Origin of the sequence: Synechococcus sp. H70.2, from assembly GCF_047462275.1 — a bacterium.
Taxonomy (GTDB): Bacteria; Cyanobacteriota; Cyanobacteriia; order Thermostichales; family Thermostichaceae; genus Thermostichus.
Genome location: NZ_JANSIU010000004.1, coordinates 43105 through 55515 on the forward strand (window position 1 = coordinate 43105; position 12411 = coordinate 55515).

A 12411-nucleotide genomic window follows, 5' to 3' on the forward strand; every position below is an offset into this window, starting at 1 on the left:
ATTCAGCTAGCGTGAAAGACGGTGTTCTCGGATTTTGCAGCAGCCATGAGCGAACTGGCCTCAACTCCCTGGCAAGCTGTCCAGCCGGTGCGGATCGCCTCCCGCAAAAGCGAGCTGGCTCTAGCCCAGACCCGCTGGGTGATGGGGCAGTTGCAGGCCCACCATCCAGGGTTGCCCCTAGAGCTGCACACCCTTTCCACCCAGGGAGACATCATCCTGGATGTGGCGCTGGCCAAAATCGGGGATAAGGGCCTGTTTACCAAGGAGCTGGAGGTCAGCCTGCTCAACGGCACTAGCGATCTGGCGGTACACAGCCTCAAGGACTTGCCCACCCGTTTGCCGGAAGGCTTGGTCTTGGGGGCGATTACGCAGAGGGAGGATCCTCTGGACGCGCTGGTGCTGCGGCAGGAGCTGCGCGGCTACCACCTGGCCACCCTCCCACCAGGGACGGTGATTGGCACTTCCTCTCTGCGGCGGCTGGCTCAACTGCGCCACGCCTTTCCCCACCTGCAGTTTAAGGACGTGCGGGGCAACCTCAACACCCGCCTGGCCAAGCTGGATCGGGGGGAGTACGACGGCCTGATCTTGGCAGTCGCCGGCCTGAAGCGCCTGGGCCAAGCACAGCGGATCCACGAGGTGCTAGATCCCAGTGTGTTCTTGTACGCCGTTGGCCAGGGATCCCTCGGCATCGAGTGCCGGCAGGGGGACGAGCGGATTTTGGAGCTCATTCGACCCTTGGCCGATGGGGAGGCCACAGCCCGCTGTTTGGCCGAGCGAGCTTTCTTGCGGGCTTTGGAGGGGGGCTGTCAGGTGCCCATCGGGGTCCACAGCCAAGTGCAGGGGGAAGAGCTGCACCTAACCGGCATGGTGGCCGACCTAGAGGGACGACGGCTGATCCGCGATACCCAAACGGGATCCACTGCCGACCCGGAAGCGGTGGGAATCTCCCTGGCGGAAAAGCTGAAGCAACAGGGGGCCGACGAAATCCTGCAGGCCATTTTTGCCCAGGCTCGCCGCTAAATCCTTTGAGCTAGCTCTGGAAAGCCGGCAGGGAGAGTTTTAACTCCTCTCCCCTGCCGTTCCTGCTTCAAGGACCTGCGTTAGATAGGGAACTCGCATTCACAGCAACAGTAGTTGAGCTCTACCTTAGCTTCCAAGACAGCCGTGTCGTCTTGAACCACCAACGTAACCTTGTTGTTGGCAACTTCAGCGGGAGAGAGCGTTAGGGTTTTGGTAAAAGTCTGGCCCGTCGAACTAACGGGTGAAGCGTACAAGAACCCCGACTGAGTTAGAGTGCCGCCGTTATACACGTAGTACTTGTCGTTGCCCGCATCTGGAGAACTGTTGCTGCTAGCCGGCAGATTGTTGCGGTAGGCAAATGTCAGAGTACCTCCTAGCCGGCAGCCTATTTTACAAGGAGGATCCCATTGAAAAGTATGGGCAAAGACTTTATTGGGGCTTGGTTCTGCCCAGTTGGTAGTTCCGTAAGGACCCTGGAGACTGCTCCAAATGGTGGCCGGTATCTCTGACTGCAAAGGGACAGCGGGGCTGGGTGGTGGAGCCTGCAGCCTTACTGACTGCAACCGCATGGGCTGAGAACAGGGGAGCGTGGGCAACGGTCTTGGGGAGGGGAGAATAGGGATCTGGCGGAACAGCTCATCGAGCTCCCCAATTGGGGGAACGGGGGAGGGCGTTGGTTCTAAAGGCCTAGGCCTTACAGCCGGCCTTGGAGCTTGCGCAACGGGGAAATGCTCCCAAAACCGATCTCTGCCCGCAGCAATTGAAGCAGAGCTATAACTCCAAAAACTAGAAAAAGAGACTAGAGCCAGTATACCTAGGCCCAGGCCTGTTTTTTTCATTGACGTTCTCCAGGAAACTTTCTAATAACAAAGACTTTTCAGGGAAAAGCAAGTTCCCTAGATAGGGGGATTTTCTGTAAACTTCTATTGACTCTTAAGTTCCTGAAGACCAAAGGGAGGATTTCTAGTCATTATTCCTAAAGATACGTCTTTCAACCTTCAGCCCCACCCAGATCACGCCGATCCCGCAGGCCACCAACACCGCCGACTTGGCCAAGAGGCCAGTCTCATACTCGAAAAAGCGGGTCAGCACCACCAGGGTTAGCCCCAATAGCCCCTGCCAGAAGCGCCCCCGCAGCCCCTGCTGCAACCCTTCCCAGCAGAGGATCGCCGACAACCCCACCAGCAGCAGGGTTAGGATCCAGGGGGCAACAAAGGCCAGGGCCACTCTTGAGGTCAAGTCCCCAGAAACAGCATTGCTGATCACCAGCAAAAGGGCCAGGGTAATCAGGGAGAGGAAAACGACGGCATCCTTAAGCCAGGCGGAGACAGGCTGGGATCTCTTGGCCTGCCACCCCTGCCACCAGCCCCAGCCGGCCAGCAGCAGCAACCCTGCCGCCGACAAGCTTGCCCAGGGATCCACAGCTTGGAACAGAGGTGAGGGGTCGGGATCCCAGTCCCAGGGGTCACGGAAGCTCCAGACGTAGAGCAAGAAACCCAGCCCCAGCAAAGCCAAGCCCTCCGCCGTCGGGATCAGATCCAAGACTTGCTCCTGATCGCCATCCTGGCCATTTTCTCCAGTCAAAATCCGGCTTAGCCGGTAACCATGGCGTTGGTGCCAAAAGCCCAGGCCCCAGACAACGGCAAGACCCAGCAGCAGCCAGAGGGTCAAGCCTTCTCCAGAGCTGTCCCAGCCCCCTGCCGACCTTTGTAGCGCCAGGCCGAAGTCCACCAAAGCCAGGGCAAAGATCCAGCGGGAGCGGCACCCATAGGCAAGGGGCAGCAGTAGGGCCAGGGCCAGCCAGGGGTAGAGGGGATCCAGAGCCGAGCGGATCCCCCTCTGCCACAGGTCAGTCATCCCGGCCAGGGCGAATAAGAGACAGGCCAAGACGCCACTGGGGGTGTGGAACAAGCTGTAGGCCACGGCCAAGCTGCCCAGCCCCCAGCCCAAGAACAAGCCCGCGGGGGATCCCCCCATTTGAAACCACTGGGCCATCAGAATAATGGCGGCTCCCAGGGCCAGCTCCCCGGCAATCAACAGGGCGCTGCCCAAGCGCGGGGATCCCTGCTGCCAAAGTCGCAAGCCGGCCACCTGCAGTCCCACCGTGAGGGCCAGGGATCCCAGGGCTCTGACCGAGCGGGGAATGGCCTCCCAGTTGGCAGCCACGAAGGAGATCACCCCCAAGCCCACCAGCACGGCGCCCAACAGCAGCAGCACCAGGGTAAAGCGGCTAGCAGCTGTTCGCGGCAAGCTATCGAGTTGGTAGTACTCCCGCAGGCGATCCCGCTGCGCCGGCTGAATCAGCCCCTGCTGCACCCAGGTGTCCAACAGGTCGGCCAGTTGGCGGCGGAAGCGGTCGTCGGGGCCAGAGGAGCGGGGGGAAGTCATGGCACCCTCACCCCCTGCCCCTCTCCCGCGCTGCAGGAGAGGGGAGATTGGGATCAGTAGCCTGGAGCACTCGCTGCAGCACCTCTTGGTAGCCGGCTGCTGGATCGCCGAGATCAAAGCGAAAGAGGTCTTTATCCAGCACCCGCGGCTCAGTCCCTTCTAGATCCCACAGGCGGCAGGTGTCGGGGCTGATCTCGTCCGCCAGCCAGATCTCCCCTTCCTCGTCCAGGCCAAACTCCAGCTTAAAGTCCACCAGCTCCAGCCGGCAGCGCCGCCAGAAGTGGCGAAGGTGAGTGTTGACCGCCAAGGCCAGGGATCCCAGCTTCTCCACTTGCTCTGGCGTGGCCAGGTGCAACAGGCGGATGTGGTCGGGGGTTACCAAGGGATCCCCCAAGGCGTCGTTTTTGTAGTAAAACTCCACCAGTGGCGGCTCGATGGGCAGGCCCTGCTCCAGGCCTAGGCGCCGGCAGAGGCTGCCGGCCGTGCGGTTGCGCACCACCACTTCCAAGGGCAGGATCCGCAGGGCGCGCACCTGCATCTCTCGAGGGCCGGTCTGGGCCAAAAAGTGGTTGCGGATGCCCTGCTGCGCCAGGTAGGCAAACACCCGGCTGGAGACGGTGCAGTTGACCTCCCCCTTGCCGGCGATGGATCCCCGCTTTTGGGCATTAAAAGCGGTGGCGTCGTCTTTGTAGTGGCAAAGGTAAACCTGGGGATCGGCGGTGCGGTAGACCCGCTTGGCTTTACCCTCGTAGAGGAGCTCTGGGGGCGTGGGCGAGGAGGACATAGGCAACCCCTAATAGCCGGTCAGCCGTCCGCGGATCCCTTGCCAAAGGGTAATGGCGAGGATGCGCAGATCCAGCCACAGAGACCAGTTTTGCACATAGTAGAGATCATACTGGGTGCGGCGGGCAATGCTGGTGTCTCCCCGCAGGCCGTGGATCTGAGCCCAGCCGGTGAGGCCACTTTTCACCAAATGCCGATCCAGATACTTGGGGATCTCCTGGCTAAATTGCTCCACGAAGTAGGGCCGCTCCGGGCGGGGGCCCACTAGGCTCATTTCCCCCTTCAAGACGTTCCAAAGCTGGGGCAGCTCGTCCAGGTTGGTGCGGCGCAAAAAGGCTCCTATCTTGGTTCGGCGCGGATCCCCAGGGCGCGTCCAGCCCGGCTGGCCGGGTGCCTCGGCATCCACCCGCATAGTGCGGAACTTGGCAATCCAAAAGCGGCGCCCATCCAAGCTCACCCGCTCCTGCCAATACAAGATGGGGCCGGGGCTGCTGCAGGCCACTAGCACAGCGATGATCAGAAACAGGGGGCTGAGCAACACCAGGCCCAGGGAGGCCCCCAGGATGTCTACCGCTCGCTTGAGGAAACGGTTGTGGGCGTAGCGCAGAGGGGGCTGGCGCAGCGTCAGCAGCGGGATCCCGTCCAGAGAGTGCAACTGCAGGTTAACGGTTAAGAAGCTGAGAATGTCCGGCACCAGCCGTACCTGCACCGACAGGGCCTGCAGCGTGAGGAGCAGGGGTGCGTTGGCCAGCTCCGGCTGCCCAAACCACACCTCTTGGATCTCGGGGTGAGCCTGCACATAGGCCACCAGGTGGCTGGGCTCCAGCCGCTCCAGCTTCTGCAAAGGCTCTGGTTCCGGTGCCGAGGGATCCCCGGCCACGGCCCAAGCCCTGATCTCAAACCCCAAGGCTGGGCAGCGCTCCAGTCGCTCCAGCACCTCAGCCAAGAGCAGGCCGGATCCCACCCAGATCACCCGTCGCCGCCCCTGGCCGTGGGCATACAGCCAGCCCATGCCCAGCCGCAGCACTGCCCGCATCCCCGTCAAGCTGAGCAGGGCCAGCAGGCCGGCATAGCCCACCACCAAGCGCGACAGCGAGACGGAGCGCACGAAAAAGGCCCCCGCCAGCACCAGGCCAAAGGTTACCCCCAGCCCTAGCAGCAAACTGACCCATTCCTCAAAGCGAGATAAGCGCTTCGATTCGCCGTATCCTCCCAAGCCGGCCTGAACGCCCCAATAGCTAAGGACTGTCAACAACCCCAGGCCAGCGTAGACATCCCACGGTAAAAGCTGGTGGGGGCGCAAGCTGCGCAGCCAATAAGCCGCCCCGAAGGCCAGCCAGATACAGAGCCCATCCCCAAAACAGGCCAAGGGCACCCATAGGCGGTGTGGATCCAAGCTCAGGGTGTAGCTAAAAAAGGGCCCCCCCTCCCTCTCCCTCCTGCAAGAGGACCTCTTCTGGCTACAGGGATTGGCCAAGAACTCTCTCCTCTAGCCACCTAGACTGGGATTCTAGTGGTCGGCCATCCCAACTGGCCAGGGAGCTGGCCTAGGGTTCTTTGGGACGCTACAGCCCGTAGAAATCAGGGCCGGATCCCTCGTAGCTGGGGTTAACCCGCAGGTTGAGGTGGGGGCAGACAATCTCGCAGGTGCGGCATTGGATGCAGTTTTCCAGCGACATGGCGTGGGAGCGGATTCCATTGCGTTCGCGGATGTGGTGGACTTCTGCCGGGCAATCGGCCACGCAGGGGGTAGGGCGGTTGAGCTTGTCGTAGGTGGCAATGCACTGCCGGCAGGTGTCAGCGCTGAACTCAAGGATGTGGCGGTTGCCTTCCGGGTAGCGGGGATCGGCAAAAAAGACGGCATCTGAGCGCGAGAAATAGCCCCATCGCGTGGTCAATGCTTCAGGATCCAGACCTAGGGGGGCCACAAAGTCCGCTTGGATGGCGGCATGGGGAGCAACATACCCCCGTGGGGGCGGCTCGCCGGCGCTGACCCGTCCCGTCAGCAGCGTGTAGGCGCGCAGGAGTTCCCCGCCGCGACGCACGGGATCCTGCAGGCCCCAGCGCAGGGATCCCAGCCAAGGGTGGCCGGCATCGACGCTGCGGCAGATCTGGGGCAGGTATTCTTCCAGCAGGCGGGAGTTTTCCAAAAAGGCTTCCCGAAAATAGCGGCTGCGGTAGAGATCTTGCCCCACCGAGCTCTCCATCACGGCTTTTTGGTAGGCCTCTTGAATGCGCAGATCCCCTTTTAAAAAGCCGTCGTGAATGAGGCCCGCTGCCAGGTAGCCGGTCTCCATGGCGTTGTTGATCCCGGCCAGGCTGCCCACATCCAGCACCCCCAGGGCATCCCCCAAAAGCAAGGCCCCTTCAACGCCAAAGCGGGTGGGCAGGCTGTAGTAGCCCCCCTCAGGAATGACGGCGGCCCCGTACTTGAGCAACTTGCCACCGGCAATCAGGGATTGGATCCAGGGGTGGGCTTTGAACTCCTGCAGGCGCTGCTGCGGGTTGAGGTTGGGATTTTTGCTGTCGAGGCCGATGATGAGGCCCAGGGCCAGGCGGTTATCTTTGAGGCCATAGACAAAGCCGCCGCTGAAGCTGCCATCCAAAACCGGGTAGCCCAGGGTGTGCCACACCTGCCCTTGCAGCGAGCGAGGGATCTGCCACAGCTCTTTGACCCCCACCGACCACAGTTGCGGCCGAGGGCGCAGGTGAAACTTCTCGACCAGGTCTTTGGAGATAAATCCCTTGTCGCCAAAGCAGGTGAGCTCGGCAAAGACGCAATCTTCGCAAACTTGGCCGGAGTCGCTCACCCGCACCCCAATGACTCGCTCCCCCTCATAGAGGATCTCGTGGGCGGCAAAGCCGGGGAATACATCCAAGGTAACGTTGGGGATCCCTTTGGCCTTTTCCTGCAGGGTTTCGGCCAGCCAGCGGATGACATGGCTAAGGGTGAGGAGGAACTGCCCCTGTTTGCGCAACCCCTTTGGGATCGCCGCTTCCGGCAGATCCCAGCGCTCTTGGGATCCCAGTACGCTCAGGTGGCTCACTTCCACCCGCCCCTCGTGGGGAAATCCTTGGCTCTCAAAATCCGGGAAAAGCCTGGCGATTACCTGAGGATTGCAGATGGCACCACTGATGATGTGCCCGCCAAATTGCCGGGCTTTTTCCAAGATGGCGATGGAGATCTTGAGCCCCGAGAGCTTGGCCAGATCCAAAAGGCGATGGGCCAGGATCAGGTTGGAGGAGCTTCCTCCCACCAAAAGCAGGTCATAGCGGATGGCGTCACTCATGCAGAATTCCCCACGCAGCAGCTCTGGAGAGTCTGCCCGTATCCTAGAAAGGAAAAGTGGAAAGATCCCAAAACTTTAGACCTTCTCAAGGCTTTGGGCGTTCTCCCTGCGATGGCCAACCCCAGCCTCTTGCCTGGCTTGGGCAGGGATCCCTCCTTGCTGCAATTTTTCCAGCTAGCCGGGTTCGAGCCTCTCTTGCCAGAGAAAAAGGGGCTGTCTTTGAGCTGGCTTGCGGTCTTGCTGCTAGCTGGCAGAGCTTGGATTCTACGCTAAACAAGTTGTAGTTGGCAATGAAGGAACATCCTCTGTCCAAGTCTTTCTTGGCAACGCTGGTTGGAGCCTTCTTTGTTCTTTTAGGCTGCAGCGTTGTGCGGCACCACTTGTTTCAGTCGGGAGGGTATGATCTCGGTATTTTCGACCAAGCTGTTTATTTAATCAGCCGTGGCGAGGTTCCTTTTTCTACTATTCGCGGGATCCACATTCTTGGGGATCACGCAGCTTTTATCTTGTATCCTCTCAGTCTCTTGTATCGCATTGTTCCCTCTGTATATTGGCTGTTTGGCATCCAAGCTCTGGCACTAACGCTGGGAGCGCTGGCCGTTTACCATCTGGCGCTCCAAGCCGAGATTGATTCTGACAGAGCAAGAACAATTGCCGCTGCCTATCTTCTCTACCCAGCCATCTTCAACGCCAACCTTTTTGATTTTCATCCAGAAGTGTTGGCTGTTCCCCTTTTTTTGGCCGCTATACTCTGTATTCGCTCTGGCAAGTTGGGGGGGTTTTTGCTGTGCCTAGGCGGTATCCTCGGCTGCAAGGCGGTGTTGTCTCTCAATGTCGTTGCCCTAGGAGCTTGGCTGTTGCTCTTTGAAAGCAGACGAGTTGAAAAGCGCTGGCAACGGCGCTGCCAAGTGGCCAGCTGGCTTGCCATAGCGGCAGGGTCGGCCTGGTTTGGCATGGCTACTTTTTGGATTATTCCTCACTTCAGTGGCAGCGAGCCGGCAGCCGTTTCTCACTATAGCTATTTGGGCAGTTCTGTTCCTGAAATTATCCAAAACTTGGTTCTCAAGCCAACATTAGTCCTGGGCAAGGTCTTCTCTCTCGACACCCTATTCTATGGATTTTTGTTAGTCATCCCTGTGGCTTGGGGCCTCTCTTGGCGCCACTGGGATCCCTGGATCCCTGCTCTGCCAACCCTGGGGCTGAATATACTTTCTAGCAATCCTGCTTATCGGGATCTGGTGCATCAGTATGCATTACCTGTTGTTCCTTTTCTCTTTCTAGCTGTCATCGAAAACGTGAAACCAGGCCCATCCTGGGTCTGGCCTGTCAAAAGCAGAAAAGCAGCGCTAGCCTGGTCTTTGCTGGCTTTTTTAGCCCTGGCAAAATACCCCTTTTTCGGCTCCATCTATCTTCAGTCTCTTGACACTTGGCAGGCCACTCGCGAGGCCCTTGCCCACATCACCACCCAAGGGGGTGTCCTTACCACCCACGAGATTAGCCCCCACCTCACCCATCGACGGGTTATTTACTTTACCGACGAGAGCCGCTTCAAGGGATCTCCCCCCCAACAATGGGATCCCTTTGACTACGTTTTGCTTAACAGCCGCCATCCGGGGTGGCGTAGCAGCCCAGAGTTCTCCCAGACCCTGCTTGCCGCTTTACAAAAAGAAACCTCGTTTCAGCTTCTCTACCATTGCGATGGGGTGTATTTGTTCTCTAGGATACGACAAGAACCTCCAAATCCCCCCTAGTCCAACAGGGCTGCTGGCAATTGACTACAACAACAACCTCTACCCCCGCTCGGCGGTGGCGGTGATTATGACGGCGGGATTATCGGTACGTAATTGGTGCTAAAGCTGTCACTGTAGCAAAACGGGCGGCAGGGATCCCTGCCGCTTTTTCCTGCAAGAGTTACTCCCCTCTCCCTGAGGGAGAAGGGCCTACTCCCACAAGTTCAAATCGGTCACTGCCCCCAGGCTGCTGCTGGAGACGAGCTTGGCGTACTTGGCCAAGGTGCCCCGTTTGTAGCGAGGCTCGGGGGGAACCCAGCAGGCGCGGCGGCGGGCCAGTTCTTCCTCACTAACATGCAGGTGCAACAGGCGAGCGGGGGCATCGATGGTAATGAGATCCCCTTCCTCCACCAGGGCAATGGGGCCGCCTACGTAGGCCTCAGGCGCCACATGGCCCACCACCATGCCGTAGGTGCCGCCAGAGAAGCGGCCATCGGTAATTAGCCCCACGCTATCTCCCAAGCCGGCGCCGATGATGGCCGAAGTGGGGGAGAGCATCTCCCGCATGCCAGGGCCGCCCTTGGGGCCTTCGTAGCGGATCACCACGACGTCCCCTGGTCGAATTTGGCCAGCAAGGATAGCCTGCAGACAGGACTCCTCCGAGTCAAAGACCCGCGCCGGCCCCGTGATCTTGGGTGTCTTGACGCCGCTAATCTTGGCCACTGCCCCTTCGGGAGCAAGGTTACCTTTGAGGATGGCTATGTGCCCTTGGGGGTAAAGGGGGCTGTGCCAGGGGCGAATCACCTCTTGGTCAGGGCTGGGCTCGTCTGGCACGTCCCGCAGGACTTCGGCAATTGTCTGGCCGGAGATGGTGAGGCAGTCCCCGTGCAGCAAGCCGTGGTTGAGCAGGATCTTCATTACTTGCGGGATCCCGCCAGCCCGGTGCAGATCGGTGGCAACAAAGCGGCCCGAAGGCTTGAGGTCACAGAGAACAGGCACGCGGGCGCGGATGGTCTCAAAGTCATCCAGCGTCAGGGGCACCTCCGCAGCGTGGGCAATGGCCAGAAAGTGGAGCACGGCGTTGGTGGATCCCCCTACCGCCATGATGACCGAGATGGCGTTCTCAATGCTCTGGCGGGTGATGATGTCGCGGGGCCGAATGTTGGCTTTAATGGCCTCGGCCAAGACCTTGGCCGATTGGGCAGCGCTTTCGGCTTTCTCTTCGTCCTCCGCCGCCATCGTGGAGGAGTAGGGCAGGCTCATGCCCATGGCCTCAAAGGCGCTGGACATGGTGTTGGCAGTGTACATGCCGCCACAGGATCCGGCGCCGGGGCAGGCGTGGCGCTCCACCGCCAGCAGCTCTTCCTCGGAGATGCGCCCGGCGCTGTACTCCCCTACCGCTTCAAAGACACTGACGATGGTGAGGTCGCGGCCGTTGTAGTGCCCCGGCTTGATGGTGCCGCCATAGACAAAGATGGAGGGCACGTTGAGGCGGGCCATGGCGATCATCGCCCCTGGCATGTTTTTGTCGCAGCCGCCAATGGCCAAGAGACCATCCATACTCTGGCCGTTGACCACCGTCTCGATGGAATCAGCAATCACCTCCCGCGACACGAGGGAGTACTTCATGCCCTCAGTGCCCATGGAAATGCCGTCGCTGATGGTAATGGTGCCGAAGATCTGAGGCATGCAGCCGGCCTCCCGCAGGGCGGCTTCGGCTCGCTCGGCCAGGGCTTGGATGCCGATGTTGCAGGGAGTAATGGTGCTGTAGGTATTGGCGATGCCGACGATGGGCTTGCCGAAGTCCTCATCGCGAAAGCCCACCGCTCTAAGCATGGCACGGTTGGGGGAGCGCTGCACTCCCTGGGTGACCACTTGGCTGCGCATCATCATTGGCAAGAAGAAACCGAGAAAAGTGAGCCGGGAAAAGAATGGGTAGAACTCATCCTACCGCTTTAACCCTCCTGGCAAGAGGGATCCGACCGAATCTGAAGCAACTCTGTAAGTTCTCGGCACCTGCGCCGAGAATCGGCCAGCCTACCTAGTAAAGGGGATCCCAGAGTCCAATTGCGTCAACAGAACCCAGTCCTTGCCCTCCAGTTCGAGATCCAGAAGCTTCCTCCCCCTCAGGTGTTGGTGAAGCCGCCTATGGTTCTTAGCTCTCCTCCCTCCCCAGCCGCCGTGCCCAGCAGCGCCGAACGCGAGATGGCGCGGGATGTGCTCACCCTCTCCCGCCATGTCTTGCAGCAGTTTGGCAGCTTTACCGCTGAGGCGCAGGACTTTAGCGCCCTGATGAACCGCATTGCCCTAGCCGGCAAGATGATTGCCCGTCGCCTCAGCCAGGCAGGGCTAATCGAGGGGGTGCTGGGGGTAACCGGCAGCCTCAACGTCCAAGGGGAGGAACAGCAACAGATGGACGACTACGCCAACCGGGCCTTCATCCGCGCCTTGGAGCAGACGGGCCTGGTGTGTCGGCTGGTGTCGGAAGAGCTGAAGACCCCGGTTCGCCTGCCGGAAAACTGCTCCCTTAGCCGCTTGGCGCTGCTTGTCGATCCCCTAGATGGCTCCTCCAATATCGAGGCCAACCTGAGCGTTGGCTCGATTTTCTCTGTCCTTCACCCTCTCGAGGATCGTCCGGAAGTCGATAACCAAGACCTTCTCCAGCCGGGCCGCCGGCAACTGGCTGCTGGCTATATCCTCTATGGCCCCAGCACCCAACTGGTCTATTCCATTGGCAAAGGGGTGCACAGCTTTACGCTAGATCCCAGCTTGGGGGAGTTCATCCTCTCCAAGAGCGATATTCGCATTCCCGAACGCGGCTCCGTCTACAGCCTTAACGAGGGCTACTTCTGCCAGTGGAGCGAAGGGATCCAAAACTTCATTCGCTATGCCCATCGCCAAGGTAGCTACACCTCCCGCTACAGCGGCGCTCTGGTGGCGGATTTTCACCGCATTCTTCTCCAGGGCGGGGTGTATCTCTATCCCGGCACCCAGAAAAAACCAGAGGGCAAGCTGCGGCTGATGTACGAGGCCAACCCTCTGGCGTTTTTGGCTGAGCAGGCAGGAGGCGTGGCTACCACCGGCAGCGAGGCCATCCTAGACATCGTGCCCCAATCCCTGCACCAACGGGTGCCCTTGATTATTGGCAGCCGCGAGAATGTGGAGGAAGTGTTGCGCTGCCTTCGCTGAACCCCGCCCAC

At 60.1% G+C, this 12411-nt stretch carries 8 protein-coding genes; 3 read left to right on the forward strand and 5 right to left on the reverse strand.

What is annotated here, in order from left to right:
• Positions 1–54: 54 nt before the first annotated feature.
• On the forward strand, positions 55–1020 hold the full coding sequence (hemC, locus tag NW822_RS05235) for a hydroxymethylbilane synthase (RefSeq protein ID WP_414403856.1): 966 nt from the start codon (positions 55–57) through the stop codon (positions 1018–1020).
• Between the two features lie 963 nt (positions 1021–1983).
• On the opposite strand, the gene NW822_RS05240 is transcribed toward hemC, so the two are convergent.
• The 4 genes from NW822_RS05240 to NW822_RS05255 all read right to left on the reverse strand — a co-directional run bounded on the left by NW822_RS05240 (position 1984) and on the right by NW822_RS05255 (position 7481).
• Positions 1984–3408 carry a DUF2157 domain-containing protein gene (locus tag NW822_RS05240; protein WP_414403752.1) on the reverse strand — a complete coding sequence of 475 codons (1425 nt, stop codon included), beginning with the start codon at positions 3406–3408 and terminating at the stop codon, positions 1984–1986.
• A 7-nt stretch (positions 3409–3415) separates the two neighbouring features.
• Positions 3416–4192, reverse strand: a complete 777-nt coding sequence (purC, locus tag NW822_RS05245) for a phosphoribosylaminoimidazolesuccinocarboxamide synthase (protein ID WP_414403753.1) — start codon at positions 4190–4192, stop codon at positions 3416–3418.
• 9 nt (positions 4193–4201) lie between these two features.
• Positions 4202–5587: a sugar transferase gene (locus NW822_RS05250; protein WP_414403754.1), complete on the reverse strand. Its 1386-nt coding sequence runs from the start codon at positions 5585–5587 to the stop codon at positions 4202–4204.
• A gap of 169 nt (positions 5588–5756) precedes the next feature.
• On the reverse strand, positions 5757–7481 hold the full coding sequence (locus NW822_RS05255) for an electron transfer flavoprotein (protein ID WP_414403755.1): 1725 nt from the start codon (positions 7479–7481) through the stop codon (positions 5757–5759).
• A gap of 368 nt (positions 7482–7849) precedes the next feature.
• Between NW822_RS05255 and NW822_RS05260 the strand changes: the two genes are divergently transcribed.
• Positions 7850–9232, forward strand: coding sequence for a DUF2079 domain-containing protein (locus NW822_RS05260; protein ID WP_414403756.1), 1383 nt, complete (start codon positions 7850–7852; stop codon positions 9230–9232).
• Positions 9233–9421: 189 nt separating this feature from the next.
• Here the strand turns inward: NW822_RS05260 and ilvD are convergent, their stop codons facing one another.
• The gene (gene ilvD / locus NW822_RS05265) at positions 9422–11101 is read right to left on the reverse strand and encodes a dihydroxy-acid dehydratase (RefSeq protein WP_414403757.1); all 1680 of its coding nucleotides are present in this window, start codon (positions 11099–11101) and stop codon (positions 9422–9424) included.
• A 315-nt stretch (positions 11102–11416) separates the two neighbouring features.
• Here ilvD and fbp point away from each other — a divergent pair, with 315 nt between their 5' ends.
• Positions 11417–12400 carry a class 1 fructose-bisphosphatase gene (fbp, locus tag NW822_RS05270; RefSeq protein ID WP_414403857.1) on the forward strand — a complete coding sequence of 328 codons (984 nt, stop codon included), beginning with the start codon at positions 11417–11419 and terminating at the stop codon, positions 12398–12400.
• The last annotated feature ends 11 nt before the right edge of the window (positions 12401–12411 follow it).